Annotated in this window: 13 protein-coding genes and 1 pseudogene; 6 read left to right on the top strand and 8 right to left on the bottom strand. The window is 36.1% G+C overall.

Features of this window, described 5'->3' with window-relative positions:
* Positions 1 to 20: 20 nt before the first annotated feature.
* Entirely contained in the window at positions 21 to 443 is a 423-nt protein-coding gene (locus I6F54_RS07930; protein ID WP_165728656.1) for a hypothetical protein, read from the bottom strand.
* A 226-nt stretch (positions 444 to 669) separates the two neighbouring features.
* Between I6F54_RS07930 and I6F54_RS07925 the strand changes: the two genes are divergently transcribed.
* A complete protein-coding gene (locus tag I6F54_RS07925; RefSeq protein WP_165728657.1) occupies positions 670 to 1,371 on the top strand; it encodes a metal-dependent hydrolase in 702 nt (233 codons plus the stop codon).
* Positions 1,372 to 1,726: 355 nt separating this feature from the next.
* Complete coding sequence (locus I6F54_RS07920) at positions 1,727 to 2,329, top strand: thiamine biosynthesis protein ThiC (protein WP_197140650.1); 603 nt, start codon at positions 1,727 to 1,729, stop codon at positions 2,327 to 2,329.
* A gap of 271 nt (positions 2,330 to 2,600) precedes the next feature.
* Here I6F54_RS07920 and I6F54_RS07915 read toward each other — a convergent pair whose 3' ends face one another.
* Positions 2,601 to 3,167 carry a PD-(D/E)XK nuclease family protein gene (locus I6F54_RS07915; protein WP_165742165.1) on the bottom strand — a complete coding sequence of 189 codons (567 nt, stop codon included), beginning with the start codon at positions 3,165 to 3,167 and terminating at the stop codon, positions 2,601 to 2,603.
* Between the two features lie 772 nt (positions 3,168 to 3,939).
* Between I6F54_RS07915 and I6F54_RS07910 the strand changes: the two genes are divergently transcribed.
* Complete coding sequence (locus I6F54_RS07910) at positions 3,940 to 6,006, top strand: hypothetical protein (protein WP_197140648.1); 2,067 nt, start codon at positions 3,940 to 3,942, stop codon at positions 6,004 to 6,006.
* 459 nt (positions 6,007 to 6,465) lie between these two features.
* Here the strand turns inward: I6F54_RS07910 and I6F54_RS07900 are convergent, their stop codons facing one another.
* On the bottom strand, positions 6,466 to 7,440 hold the full coding sequence (locus I6F54_RS07900; RefSeq protein WP_197140646.1) for a transposase: 975 nt from the start codon (positions 7,438 to 7,440) through the stop codon (positions 6,466 to 6,468).
* Positions 7,441 to 7,517: 77 nt separating this feature from the next.
* On the opposite strand from I6F54_RS07900, the pseudogene I6F54_RS07895 reads away from it, so the two are divergent.
* A pseudogene (locus tag I6F54_RS07895) lies at positions 7,518 to 7,739 on the top strand (thiamine biosynthesis protein ThiC); the annotation flags it as partial.
* A gap of 253 nt (positions 7,740 to 7,992) precedes the next feature.
* Here I6F54_RS07895 and I6F54_RS07890 read toward each other — a convergent pair.
* Positions 7,993 to 8,436 (bottom strand): hypothetical protein, encoded by a 444-nt coding sequence (locus I6F54_RS07890; RefSeq protein ID WP_024598369.1) that lies wholly within the window; start codon positions 8,434 to 8,436, stop codon positions 7,993 to 7,995.
* Positions 8,437 to 8,766: 330 nt separating this feature from the next.
* On the opposite strand from I6F54_RS07890, the gene I6F54_RS07885 reads away from it, so the two are divergent.
* Entirely contained in the window at positions 8,767 to 10,194 is a 1,428-nt protein-coding gene (locus tag I6F54_RS07885) for a DNA cytosine methyltransferase (protein WP_197140644.1), read from the top strand.
* A gap of 26 nt (positions 10,195 to 10,220) precedes the next feature.
* Here I6F54_RS07885 and I6F54_RS07880 read toward each other — a convergent pair whose 3' ends face one another.
* Both I6F54_RS07880 and I6F54_RS07875 read right to left on the bottom strand, forming a co-directional pair.
* Positions 10,221 to 10,952, bottom strand: coding sequence for a SinI family restriction endonuclease (locus I6F54_RS07880; RefSeq protein WP_197140642.1), 732 nt, complete (start codon positions 10,950 to 10,952; stop codon positions 10,221 to 10,223).
* Positions 10,953 to 11,134: 182 nt separating this feature from the next.
* Entirely contained in the window at positions 11,135 to 11,734 is a 600-nt protein-coding gene (locus I6F54_RS07875; RefSeq protein ID WP_197140634.1) for a cold shock domain-containing protein, read from the bottom strand.
* A 460-nt stretch (positions 11,735 to 12,194) separates the two neighbouring features.
* Here I6F54_RS07875 and I6F54_RS07870 point away from each other — a divergent pair, with 460 nt between their 5' ends.
* Positions 12,195 to 12,812: a trimeric intracellular cation channel family protein gene (locus I6F54_RS07870; protein WP_165742095.1), complete on the top strand. Its 618-nt coding sequence runs from the start codon at positions 12,195 to 12,197 to the stop codon at positions 12,810 to 12,812.
* 81 nt (positions 12,813 to 12,893) lie between these two features.
* Here I6F54_RS07870 and I6F54_RS07865 read toward each other — a convergent pair whose 3' ends face one another.
* Both I6F54_RS07865 and I6F54_RS07860 read right to left on the bottom strand, forming a co-directional pair.
* Positions 12,894 to 13,397, bottom strand: coding sequence for a DUF421 domain-containing protein (locus I6F54_RS07865; RefSeq protein ID WP_165742093.1), 504 nt, complete (start codon positions 13,395 to 13,397; stop codon positions 12,894 to 12,896).
* Between the two features lie 64 nt (positions 13,398 to 13,461).
* Positions 13,462 to 13,914: a DUF302 domain-containing protein gene (locus I6F54_RS07860; RefSeq protein WP_165742091.1), complete on the bottom strand. Its 453-nt coding sequence runs from the start codon at positions 13,912 to 13,914 to the stop codon at positions 13,462 to 13,464.
* Positions 13,915 to 13,918: the final 4 nt, after the last annotated feature.

Genomic DNA, 13,918 nt, shown 5'->3' with positions numbered 1-13,918 from the left:
GAGTAACTACATAGTAAATGCTATAACGTATTTATGGCTTTCAAATAATCTTTATTATAAAAATAAGCCGCTAACCCAAAATACGAAATAACACCTAAATAAGCAATTGGGAAGTGTGAATATACGCTGAGGTAAATAAGCAATAATATAAAAAACAGACTAATGCTAAAGCAAACCACTGCCAAAAGCCTGCCTAAACAACATATAGATTGGGCTGCAATATTTAAAACAAACAAGGTAATAGCACCAAGTATTACATACACTAAAGTGTTTAAATCTTCCCCATACGCTAAACCATCTTCGGTATAGTACATCATGTAATGAGCGAGCGGAGTCAGTGCTAATAAAGCCCAGAAACCATAACTGCTCCAAGTTGATGAGACAAAATAGTTACTACCAATGTCAGGCGCAGGAAACGATGCTTTATATCTATTTTGATTCATAAGAAGTGACCTTTCATTTAGTATGCTAAGCTAAAATAACTACGCTTATTATTGATTTTTATAATAACAATTACAACTTACCTCATTGACCACAAAAAACCACACTAGTAAAAAGTGATAAACCAGACCCCTAAAACATAGATTTACATCCAAACCTTTAAAGTAAATTGAACAATTAAGTTTTCAATTGATAGAATGCCAACCTATTTTTCTATCAAGAGATACAATGGCAAACTTCAATACTCATCTTAATACTGCCGTAATCATCACCGGCTTAAGTTCAGCCACTTTATTATCTGCAGGCCATATTGATTTAAACGGCGCACTCTGGCTATGGTTTTTAGGCTCAATTGGCGGCTTATTACCCGACATAGATTCAGATAACTCAACATCACTCGATACTATTTTTAACTTATTTGCACTGAGCGCTGTATTACTGGTACTGCATTACATAACCACCGAGCTCATTATTGAAATTAGCTTTATCGAGTTAATCGTAGTGCCATTATTGGTTTACGGATTTATGAAATATATTATTAGACCAATTTTTGAATGGATCACAGTACATAGAGGTAGTTGCCACTCTTTACTATTTATACTGTTATGCGCGCTATTAACGACTCAAGTAACATGGAAACTGAATGACCAATCAACCACACAAGCAGCTGTCTTTGCCTGGTTAACGGGTGGGTTTATTTTATTAGGCGGATTAATTCATTTATTGCTGGATGAAATTTACAGTGTAGATTTAAGTAATGTCAGAATTAAACGCTCTTTTGGCACCGCTTTAAAAATAGCTGACTTTGATAATAAGTTAATTACGCTAGCTTCAATTATTGCCATTGCAGGTTTAATCTATGTTGCGCCCCCTACAGAACAAACTATCACAGCGTTAAGTGATTGGTCTCACTTTATATTTCTATCTTAACAAAGTAGGTTTTAAGCTATTTTACAGCATTGCCTGACTACAATAAGTGGCTTTTACAAAGTCACTTATGTCCATTGCTAGAATACGTGTAAAATGCCCTCTTAGTAATCTAAAAGTTGATTCACTAAGAGGGTGTGAGACCCTGCGCTTTTAGAGGCATAAATGGCTTGAATCACAACGACTTTGCCGATTTAAGTTTTAATTAAAATCCGTAGCTTGAGCCTATTTGTTATTAATTATTACTTTTGTAGGTTTGAGTGAAATAATTAAATAGCTTTACCTGTCTTCTACCCAAGTATGAGAGCTATTACAGTTTTTTAAAAAGCATAAAATATAAAATTATAAGAGGTACATAATGGAACTTACGAATAAACGCACCATGCTAATTACGGCATCTTTATTGTTGGTATTAGCGTTAACACAGGCTGTTTTTACTGCCCTTTACAGTGCAGAAATTAGTTTTTCAAGGCAGTATGCATGGGGACTAGAAGCCGTGGTTTTCACTCTACTTGTTGCCTTTGCGGGTTCTGCTATGGTGCAAGCACAAAACTCTCAGCTAGGATGGTCGGCTATAACATTTAGCGCAATTCTTAACATAGTGCAGGTAAGCATTGGCCTTACTTTGTTTTCTACATTTGGAAAAGTAGCGGGTGCAGTAGAAGGCGCACAACCTTTAATTAGTGGCGTGGTTTCTTTGTCATTCATGATTTACTACGCAGCTAAATTATTATTGGGATTAGCAGCACTTGTGTTTGGCCTGTCTTTCATCGCTAAAGGTGGCAAAGCAATTGGCGGCCTTACTGCCTTAGCAGGCGGAGTTGCAATGCTTGCCAATGCTATATTAATCATCTTTGGCCGTGATGGTTTTATGCCATCAGGAGTTGCTGGCGCTTCAGGCATGATTGCAACGTTACTTTTAGCGATATGCTTAATAAGCCTTTACCGCAAACAAAACTAAGGCTTAATACCTTTCAAGTAAGCTATTCATTTGAATAAAGTATAAACATCGGCGTGTATTAGATATTCTAATTCGCCGATGTTTTATGTTTAAAGCATTCGCCTAGCGTACCTCAAGTTAATGCCTACTTTCGTAAACTAAGATTAATTCACAAAGAGGATATGAGGCGCTGCGCTTTTAGAGGGTAAAAATAGCTAATATCAAAACCTTTTAACCAATTTATGTTCTGATGTATGAAGTCAACATTTGACCCCTTTAGATTCTTATTTCCCTAATTAATACCTTTAGATTCAATAGCATTGAAGATATCTTCCCATTTCATAGCAAAAACTTTAACACCTTCAACGTTGTCGATTACATTCTGCATTTCACTTAAATACCAGCCTTTAGACAAAAATAACTCTGAAGTAAGAACTATCAATATTTTGTTTTTAAAACCACTTTTCTCAAGGAACTTTGCTTGCCTTATAAGCTGAGTACCAGCGCTTGTAAATTTACTTCCAATTTTATTTTCGATTAACACGATTGTATTTTCGCTTTTAGAAAACGAAAGTAAATCTGCAGGCATCTGCCCCCATATATCTACAGTTTCTGAATCTGAAAAAAGAGGATATTCACAATAAAATGGGGTTGAGCAATTAATATATTCTGAAGAACAAAGTTTGTCAGATAAATATGGAATTGAATAAAGGTTAACACTACCCCAGTCAATAGAGCTATTTGCATGATGATAGGCCAATAACGAGCTCAACTCTGTCTCATTACTCGCTTTAAGACCTGTAATTGGATCTACCATTTCATTAGGAATACTTTGGATGAATTTTCTTTTTGTTGTCAATTGAAGACTCCTTGCCTTAAAAATTAATCGTTCAGTAGATTAATTCTTTATTTCCTCTGAGGTTAATCTCAAAAACATTAAATGTAAAAGGCTGCTTAATTTAAGCAGCCTTTTTAATAGCCTGTAGAACATGGACAACTTATAAAATTGCCCAATCTAAAGTCTCTTGCTAGTTTTGCGTATTCTCAATAGGCCAATCTTTATGGAACAGACCAAACTAGACAGCCACATTTATTGAACAAACAAAACTGTGACACTAAATTTGCTCTTCAAGTTCAAAATTTATCTTTTATTGCTGGGTACTTTATTTCATCCGTTAAATAAGTAATTAGCCCTATTAAACCTAAATTACACGCATGAAAATAACTGCATAATACAGTTGTGATTTATTACTGAATAGTTTTACTGAGTAGCTTAAATTTTATGCGAGTAGCTTTTCGTAATTGCTGATATTTTCTTGTCGTGACGCATACTGAGTAAATTGCACCTTTGGTTGATAGTTAATTGTTTACAATGTATCTTGGCTAGGTATTTATTGAATAGAGCTATTTTTTTAAAGAAGTTTTATTGCTCTATTCAGATTTAAAATATTGACTTTAATTATTAATATAAATTAACAGCGAGTAGTTGAAATTATAAAAAATCGCTGTTAATTAATGATTTATGTCAGATGGAATAGAAAAATTAATGGAAGAAATAAAAAGGATAAAAAAGAAATAGAGGATTTTCTTATATGGAAATAATTACAACATCTAAACATCCGAGATACTATATGATAAACAAGCAAAAAAATTATTCAATGCTATATAAAGCATTAATTATCGCTCTACCAATACTTACAGCTACTTTTACAAGTAATGTAATAGCGGCTACAAATAAAGTTAACGTTGATGTTAATTTAGATACTAAACATCGTATCGGTAATATTCAAAGTTTCAATCGTGAAAAGTTTATTTCGTTACATTCAGCACCAACTGAAAATGATTGGAATGATGATAGCAAAGGTAATAATGAATTAGATGATTTGATCGGAAAATTCATCAAAGGTTACGACGTATATTTTGGTCGTGATACAGGGTATATGAAAAACCAACTTTTTGGTCAAGCACAAGATAACATCCGTTCAGGTTTTATTGACGAATCAACCGCAACAACTCTAGGGAAAGCAGCAGTAAATACCTTTGAAAAAAGCACTCAGGCCAGATTCGTTAATGGTAGACGTTTTAAAAATAGATCAGAAAATATGGTTGTTGCAGGTCAAGTTCACCCGTATTATCCTGATGGTACTAACATTGGCAATACTGGTTGGGCTTTCTCACAAACAGATACAGCGCAAGAGCCACTTGGTACAGCAACAGGTCACTATATGGGCCAGTTCTTAAAAAATTACTTTGCGCAAAGTAATACTGCAGTAGGTCATCCAAAACCTGCGTTTATAGAGGTAGTTAACGAACCTCTTTACGATCTTAATATCGATCCTAAAGATGGCAGAGCAAAAGCTCCTATTTCTGATATTTTTAGTTACCACACCAGTGTCGCTAAAGAAGTTCGTAAAACAAATAACGAAAAGTTAAATAAAGGCGTTAAAATTGCTGGATATACCACAGCATTCCCTAATTATGATTGGGATAACTTCCAACGCTGGGAAGACAACGATAAATTATTTATCGACACGGGAGGCAAAGATATGGATGTTTTTTCAATTCATTTATATGATTTTCCTACTCACCCACGCGGCGAAGAATATAGACGTGGTAGTAATGTTGAAGCAACCCTTGATATGTTAGAGCAATATTCAACGATTAAGTTTGGTCGAGTTAAACCATTATTAATCTCTGAATATGGTGCTTCGGTGCATGCATTACGTAATAAACCATGGACGCATGTTCGCGATGCTGAAAAATTACGTGGTTATAATGCGTTATTAACACAATTTTTAGAACGCCCTAATGTTATTGCTAAAGCTATCCCATTTATTCCAGTGAAAGCTGAATGGGGTAGACATGGTGATACCGGTTACCCATATGAAAACCGTTTAATGCGTCAAAATTTTGAGAAAGCAGGTCAAACAGGTACACAATGGGTATACACTGATTTAGTGAAGTTTTATCAATTATGGTCGAATGTTCGAGGTACGCATGTTGATAGTTGGGCATCAGATTTAGATATAATGGTTGATGCGTATGTGCAAAATAATAAAGCACACATCATCATGACGAGTTTAGAGTTTGAAGATACTGATGTTTCATTGAAAGCATTGGGTATTACGGGTAACTCGGTTAAATCAGTTCAAATAAAAACGTTATCTTACGATAATAATAACCATGCGTTATTGGAAACTAAAAACCTAACGAGTGTGCCAGGTACCGTATTTTTACCGAAAGAAAGTACTAAGATTATGACCATTACTTATCAAAACAAGATAAACATTGATAAAGTAAATCAAGAAACAAAGTATTACGCAACAACTTATAAAAAGCCGATTAAGGCGAATAGTAGTTTATTATTTAATATTAAAAATGTTGAAGTGGGAGCCCAAGGTGAAGCTGTATTACGCTTAGGTATGGGGCGTGCTCATGGTAAGTCTCTTGTTCCAGTTGTAAAAGTGAATGGTGTTACGGTAACAGTGCCAAAAGACTTTAGAGGATATGACCAAAAGAACGGTAAAACCCGTAACGGTCGTGCAAGCTTCTTTGGCGTGATTGAAATCCCTGTACCTCATGACATTTTACAAGGCAGTAACTGGATTAATGTCACCTTTGATGATGCGGGTGGTTTTGCCACAAGTGCAGCTTTACAAGTAATAAACTCAGACGAGAGTATTACGCGTAGACTTTAAATTTCTATTATAAGCAGTTGAGGTAAGTAGTTTAAATAAGCTTTTACTGAACATTAAAATGGTATTCATAAATTATGAATACCATTTTGTTGTTTGTAATACTTACTAAATGCATAACTAGTCGTTAACGCATAAAAAAACTTAAGCATTAATTTTTGAATAAAAAATTTAGATTGGGTGTCTTGTTAATTTTAAGCAGCTTATCTTCAACCCACCCTCGTCGATGCTCGTAAGATTGACCAGTAAAACGGTCTTCTCCACATAAAAATGCGCGACGAACACAGCGTGAAATACAGTGATAGTATTTTGTATCAACCAAACTTACTTGACGCTTTCTTGCGATTGCAATAAGACATCCTGCTTGCTTTTTGCACAAACCTACTAAATTACACGCATGAAAATAACTGCATAATGCAGTTTTAACTTTTTACTGAATGGTTTTACTGAGTAGCTTAAATTTTATGCGAGTAGCTTTTCGCAATTACTGATATTTGAGCGCCGTTTACGCTTTAAATTTTCACAGTAACTTGCTTGTGAAGTGGGCCTACCTACTGCACCATGGAATGCGCGCGTAAATTGTGTGGTGAGTTTTAACCAGTTTTCGGGGGATATATTAAGTCTTTCTAACAAAGGAAGGTTCATACTATCAATGTGCCCGCGTTTATCCTCTCTTATTATTTGCCCTGTTAACTCAACAAGTTCAAGGTACGATTTAAGTTCAAACGGCAGCCCTTTAGGCATAATCTGACGTGGCATGCCTGCAAAACGTAGTAACTGTTTTGGTTGTTTACCTTCTTCTGCGTGTGTTATGCGTTGTTGGGCACTTGTATGATCTGATTCTTCTGGTGTTTTAGCCATTTTAGCTCTAATGGGATTTAAATCGACATAGGCCATACAGGCTGCAAGTGCTGCTTCATCTAGTAATGCTTGCGATTTGAATCTACCCTCCCAGAATCGTCCTGTGCAGTTATCTTCTTTATTTGCCCTGCGCGCAATATCTTCATTTAATAGCCGCATAAACCAGCTGATACTTGCTAAGCGTTCGCGGTATTGTTTAACCGTTTGATTGAAAAAGATGAGTTCAACTTTACTTAGCTTTTCACCTTGTACATATTTTTGCGTTAACGATGTGCCTTTACAGAGTTTATGCCAGCGAATAACAATCGCTTTATCATTCAGCCTGTTTGCTTTCTTATCATCTACATACAGTACTAAATGGGTGTGATTACTCATTACGGCATAAGCACATACATCAATACAAAATACCTTCGCTAATTCAAGCAGCTTATCTTTAACCCACCCTCGTCGATGCTCGTAAGATTGACCCGTAAAGTGGTCTTCACCGTATAAAAATGCACGGCGTACGCAACGTGAGATGCAGTGGTAGTACTTTGTATCAACTAAACTTACTTGACGCTTTCTTGCAATTGCCATAAGACACCCTGCTCGTTTTTTGCACTAAACAAAGGCTAGCCTCTAACTTCGAAAAGTGCAAAATTTAGAGTGGGTGTCTTGTTAATTTTTTGTTTGGCCTGTCTTTTATCGCTAAAGGTGGCAAAGCGATTGGAGGGCTTACTGCCTTAGCTGGTTTGGTTGCTATGTTTGCCAATGCTATATTAATCATCTTTGGCCGTGATGGATTTATGCCATCAGGTGTTGCTGGTGCTTCGGGCATGATTGCAACGTTACTTTTAGCGATATGTTTAATAAGCCTTAACCGTAAACAAGACTGAGGCTAAATACCTTATTAGTAAGGTATTAAGTTAAATAATGTTTAAACATCGGCGTGTATTAGAGTGCTAATTCGCCGATGTTTTACGTTTAATGTATACGCTTAGCGCATCCCTAGTTTGTTCCCTCTTAGTAATCTAAAGTTAATTCACAAAGAGGCTATGAGGCGCTTCGCTTTTAGAGAGGATAATGGCTTATATCAAAGCGATTTAACTCAGTTAAGCTTTGGTGTGTGAAGTCAAAATTTGACTTCATTTATTCTCGTAAATTCTTGTTACTTACGCTTTTTAATAAATCGAATTTCGTAATGATATAAACAGGTTCTTTTTTACATTCGACTTTATAAAGATATTGATTTTTAAGAAAATTAGTTTTTTCTTTTATTAAACTAATTTGCTCCCATGGAATTAAAAAACTCCTGGGAAATAGTAGAATCAACATCCGTTTTTGGCTTATAAATATACCTTGCTGAAATGATTTGATATTTAGCCAAGTCCGATATTCACTGTTTTTCTCACGAGAAATATCTGCCACATTCGTCAAGTACATACTGCTTGATTTTAAAAGTGAGGAATCAGAAATAATTAAATCCGTTTTATATTCTCTAGCTAGTTTAGGGTAATACCCAATAATGCTTTGGATATAATTGACTAAAATATAGAACAATAAAAATAAAATTAAGCATATAACAAAGTCCATTTTTTAATACTCCGAAAACTTGCTCTGCACTGCTGACTAAGCTGAAATTTAAGATGGGTGTCTAATTAATTTCCTGCATAAATAAAGTATAAACATCGGCGTGTATTAGAGATGCTAATTCGCCGATGTTTTGCGTTTAAAGTGCAAAAAATTAAGATGTGTGTCTGCTTAATTGTAAAATTTAGGATGGGTGTCACTGTTATCTCGGTGTCACTGTTAATTCTACTAGAATGGGTGTCCTGTTAATTCTACTTTCTATTGTTAGGCTTGACCTGTTGTTATACACAGTTATAATGGTACTTATTATATGTTTCGAAAAGGAAACTCTGAATGAGTACCGAAATCAGCATTAAAGATGCGGCTAAGCAACTAAACATTAGCGAACAAAGAGTTAGAACATTATGTCGCCAAAGTGAAATAGAATCCAGAAAATTTGGAAATTCATGGATTATAAATGCTGAAAGCATAAATAGATATGGGCTCCGCACTGCACATACAATTGCAGAAGATCATCCAGCATATAATGTTAATAAGAAAAGCAGGAAACCTATTGCACTAAGCTTTTTCTCTGGTGCAATGGGGTTAGATTTAGGAATAGAGAAATCAGGATTTGATGTAAGACTTGCTTGTGAAGTAGATAAATATTGTAGGCAAACTATTGCTTTAAATAAGCCTGATACTGCTTTGCTAACTGACATTAATGAATATAGTGCCAGTGAAGTTAGATTGGCAGCTGGATTGAACAAAGATGAAGATATAGATTTAATAATGGGTGGCCCGCCTTGCCAAGCATTTAGTACTGCAGGAAAAAGAAAAGGGCTTAATGATGAAAGGGGTAACGTATTTCTAAAGTACATTGATCTCGCATTAGAGTTGAGACCAAAGTTTTTTGTAATTGAGAATGTACGTGGGCTTTTATCATGCCCTATGGAGCACCGTCCTCATGAAAAGAGAGGTTTAGATTTCCCTAAACTTGAATTAGATGAGTTAAAAGGTGGAGCATTGAACTTTATTATTAATAGACTAGAGAGTTCTGGTTACTCTTATTCTTTCAACTTATACAATTCAGCTAACTTTGGAACTCCTCAAATAAGAGAACGAGTAATTATTATTTGTTCTAGAGATGGGAGTAAGCCACCATATTTAGTACCAACTCATTCAGAAACTGGAGAACACGGGTTGCAGAAATGGAATACTGTTAAACCTGCGATTATCGATCTTCAAGAACATGATCATTTAACCTTTCCTGAAAAAAGGCTTAAATATTATAGAATGCTTTCTTCTGGTCAAAATTGGAAAAACTTGCCTATCGAAACACAAAAAGAAGCAATGGGTAAATCTTTTTATTCTGGCGGTGGAAAAACAGGGTTTTTAAGACGGCTGAACTGGGATAGGCCTTCACCAACCCTAGTCACTCATCCAGCAATGCCAGCAACAGATCTTGCACACCCTATTGAAGATCGACCGCTATCTATTCAAGAGTATAAAAGAATTCAAGAATTCCCTGATGATTGGGATTTAGCTGGCCCTATAATTCAGAAATATAAACAAGTTGGAAATGCTGTTCCAATAAGTATGGGAAATGCCGTAGGGACTCATATTATTAATTTACTTAATGGAAATGAAATTGCTAATTTTACTAATTTCAAATACTCCAGATATAAAAATACAAGCGACGTTGACTGGAAAAAACAATTTGAAAAGCTTGTACAATCACATGAAAAGGAATGTGAACAAAGTTCACTAGACTTTAGCTAATTCTAGCTAAAGTCTAGTTTTCTCGTCTAAATCCAGGGGTTGCTTAGCTCTATTGCAAGACAACCAGGGTTTGACGAGATAGTTGCCCTCACAAAATTTGAAAACTCCTGCTCACTTAAATGGGTGGTTTCACAAATAAAATTTAAACTTTCCCACATATATTGTCCTGTATTAGCTCTAATACGGAACCACTTTTCTATTTCAGTACCATTCCTTACGGCACTACTTGAGCTATTTTCAGAGTTACTACGGTTTTTAATCTGCAACAATCGACCTGATTCATGAACAAAATCGACAGACTTAACTGTTTCGCCCCAAGCACAATGCCAACCAAAATCACGTAGATTGACAGATAGGTACTCTTCCAGTATCAGCCCTAAAATATTCTCAGCGGACATACCAAGACGGTGTGCATATGTAATTAAATTTAAATCATTTCGATTTAACCTACTTATTCTTGCTCCGATAATTTGCTCAATTATTGGGTCTGCAATAGTTCCTGGTAAATTAGAGGTTCTCATGCTCGCACATGAAGCCCTACCTGCTTCATATTTACGAATCCATTTTTCAATAGCCGAACTCTCATTGTCACTGTTACCACCAATATTCCCAGGAACTCTTTCAAGATCATTTGCAATAACATAGAAGACATCACCAATTCCGTCATTCCAATTTATATTGTATTGTTGAGCTATTAGCATAGCCGTATTAATAGCTTGATCTGGACCTAAAGTGCTTATTGCTTCTCTTAATTTCAATTTATACTCCGATATTTGATATTAGAATGTTCCCTAACAGCTTATTGAACACCTTTTGGGGGTTATAACACCACAAAACGACTTTTAATAATGTTATGGGACAAATTGCAAATAGCTGTATTTATACACAGCTATTAATTCTATTTTTTTCAACCCAACCTTTAACTAAACGAATTATAAAATTACCACTCAGTTTTGAACCGCGTATCCCTCTCACAAGGTTTTCCATCTCTATCGCCATCCATTTTTGTATTCGGGCAGTTATTAATAAAAAATACAGCCTCCGCTCGCGAGTTCATTTGGCTGCAGTGCTGCCTGCCATCACACGTAAAATTTTGCGTGCTTTTAGGAGTAACTAGCTTCGGATATTGTTCATCAAAGGCGGCTAAATCATCATTGGTGATAATGGGTGTTTGGCTGCTTGAGTGAGCGTTGTATTTATTAATCGCATAAAAACAAAGTGCAGCAATTAGAGCAATTGAGGCAACTTTACCTAAAAAGCTACTGGCAAAGTTAGATTTAGCCATACGGTACGGCTGGTTACTGTGTTTTTGGTAAGGGGCTTTAAGCTCTGCAACGCCTTCTATGCGGCAATTAATTGCTTTGGTTTTACCGTCAGGCTGCGTTGCTACTTCAAAGTAAATGGTGTCGCCAACTTTTGGCTTGCGGCTCATGTGTTTGAGCGCTGATATGTGTATAAATGTGTCGTGTTCTAGCGTGTCTGATTTAATAAAACCAAAACCTTTATCTGTTTTCCACGACTTTAACAATCCTTTGTGCATATGTGTGCCTTAATAACCTGTAATGCTTAAACTGCGTTTTACGCTAGTTTCATTTAGTTAACACTTGTTATTATACGTTCCTAAATTAAAACCATGCAACTATTTATTCATATTGCGTTAATTTCACGCTCTATCTATTAAGCTTAATAATTAAACTTAACTATTAAATTTAGCTATTAATTAAAGCGCTAAAACTAGTGCTCTAAAAATGCTCATAGGACTAAAACCAAGTAAAAAATCAACCAGCTTTATTTTATGGCTAACGGATAAATGTCCTTTAAATTTTAATAATTAACCCTCAGCTCTACAGTGACTTAACAGGCTGTTTACACTGTATTTTGTCATTAGTTATTTCTATCTGAATTAAGCTTTTTTAGTATGATTTCTCATTCGTTTTTTAGCTCATTTATCTATACAATCACTCCTTTATTTTTACGCACATATTTCAAGTGATTATCTCATGCTATTAACGATTGTTTATATTATTGGTATTACAGCAGAAGCCATGACTGGCGCACTTAGCGCAGGACGAATGAAAATGGACTGGTTTGGCGTAGTGCTAGTAGCCAGTGCAACGGCAATTGGCGGTGGCAGCGTACGAGATATATTACTAGGCAATTACCCGCTTACGTGGGTACAGCACCCAGAGTATTTATTAATTACTTGTATTGCAGGTATTGTTACTACATGGCTTGCTAAGTGGGTAGTTAAATTTAAAGGCATATTTATGCGCTTAGACGCCCTTGGCTTAGCTGCCTTTAGTATTATTGGCTGTCAAGTGGGGCTAAATATGGGCTTGCACTATGGTATTTGTGTTGTGGCTGCGGTTGTTACTGGCGTATTTGGTGGGTTACTGCGTGATTTAATATGTCGTCAAGCGCCGTTGGTATTGCACAACGAGTTGTATGCCAGCGTATCGCTAATTGTAGCGTGCTTATACTTAGCGCTGCACCATTACAATATTGACGACAACATAAGCATTATTGTAAGCCTAGTTGCGGGATACTTAATACGTATGGCATCAATACGCTTTAAATGGCGCTTACCTACGTTTAGTTTATTAGAACCAGCTAAGTAGATAAAATAGTTATATGAGACAGGCTTGAATCTGCTAGGCAATAAAGCCTGTCTTCTCTTTAATGATCTTACTATTTAATACTCACACTACATCGCTTAACGCGGTTTTAGAGCCACTGTTATTGTGTGGCATTACGCTAAAGCTGCCGTCTGTTTCGAGCACAACTGCGGCTACCTCTTCTATTGCAATAATACCTGCGCCTCGCACAGCAGCGCGAATTTCTGACTTTGTTACCCGTTGTGATTTAAGGGCTGAATCACAATACTCGCCATTACTTAATAATAACGTGGGTTTTGCTTTTACAAGCGCTGCAAATTGTGACGAGCGCACACTAAACCAGGTAATAGCGTATTGCAGCCCTATTAGTACAATAAAGGCAAGAATGCCCTCAAACAGCGGGACACTTTTAGAAATAATAACAGACGCTAATATAGAGCCCAGCGCAATGGTGACTACAAAGTCGAACACGTTCCACTTTGAAAGCGTACGTTTACCCGATATACGCAGCCAAAACACCAGAGCTATATAACCCAGCACACCAATTATAAGTACACGTAATAACCCCTGCATGTCATCGTAAAACATAATGGCTCCTTTTCTATTTTAACGCTTAATGTAAGTGCTCGTTATTTACTTACATTTTTTTAATTTATTGCTTAACCGTAGTTGTTACAAGTGTGTGTAATACTTTGCTTATTTTTTTAGCCGCTGGGCAATTTACAGCATTATGACGCGCAGCTATATAAGCAGGATCGTTGTAACTTAACCACACTTGCGATTGTGCGTCTTCCCATACCAGTGCTTTTAGCGGTAAATCAATACCGATTGTTTGTGCGCATTGCATAAGTGGTGTGCCGCCTTTAGGATTACCAAATATAAGAACCTCTGTTGGGCGTAGTTGTTGCTCTACTTTTTTAGCACCGGCTGCGTGATCTATTCGTGCAAATATATTTAGCCCTTTTTGTTTTGCCAAATTCTCAAACTTATCCATTGTGGCTTTTGCACTTAATGGGCTTTTTACTGAAATTAGCCCCTCTACTGCGTTAGCATTTGTAATAGTAAAAAGTAATGCGAGTCCAAAAATAATGTTTAGTGTTTTCATAGTG

It is taken from the genome of Pseudoalteromonas sp. SWXJZ10B, from assembly GCF_015864475.1.
In the GTDB taxonomy this organism is placed as follows: Bacteria; Pseudomonadota; Gammaproteobacteria; order Enterobacterales; family Alteromonadaceae; genus Pseudoalteromonas; species Pseudoalteromonas arctica.
This window is presented reverse-complemented; position numbering and strand designations above follow the sequence as displayed.

Coding starts and splice junctions, on each gene's coding strand:
- I6F54_RS07885 (WP_197140644.1), top strand. CDS start 8,767: ATGAGTACCGAAATCAGCATTAAAGATGCGGCTAAGCAACTAAACATT.
- I6F54_RS07860 (WP_165742091.1), bottom strand. CDS start 13,914: ATGAAAACACTAAACATTATTTTTGGACTCGCATTACTTTTTACTATT.
- I6F54_RS07925 (WP_165728657.1), top strand. CDS start 670: ATGGCAAACTTCAATACTCATCTTAATACTGCCGTAATCATCACCGGC.
- I6F54_RS07900 (WP_197140646.1), bottom strand. CDS start 7,440: ATGGCAATTGCAAGAAAGCGTCAAGTAAGTTTAGTTGATACAAAGTAC.
- I6F54_RS07875 (WP_197140634.1), bottom strand. CDS start 11,734: ATGCACAAAGGATTGTTAAAGTCGTGGAAAACAGATAAAGGTTTTGGT.
- I6F54_RS07870 (WP_165742095.1), top strand. CDS start 12,195: ATGCTATTAACGATTGTTTATATTATTGGTATTACAGCAGAAGCCATG.
- I6F54_RS07920 (WP_197140650.1), top strand. CDS start 1,727: ATGGAACTTACGAATAAACGCACCATGCTAATTACGGCATCTTTATTG.
- I6F54_RS07910 (WP_197140648.1), top strand. CDS start 3,940: ATGATAAACAAGCAAAAAAATTATTCAATGCTATATAAAGCATTAATT.
- I6F54_RS07865 (WP_165742093.1), bottom strand. CDS start 13,397: ATGTTTTACGATGACATGCAGGGGTTATTACGTGTACTTATAATTGGT.
- I6F54_RS07890 (WP_024598369.1), bottom strand. CDS start 8,436: ATGGACTTTGTTATATGCTTAATTTTATTTTTATTGTTCTATATTTTA.
- I6F54_RS07930 (WP_165728656.1), bottom strand. CDS start 443: ATGAATCAAAATAGATATAAAGCATCGTTTCCTGCGCCTGACATTGGT.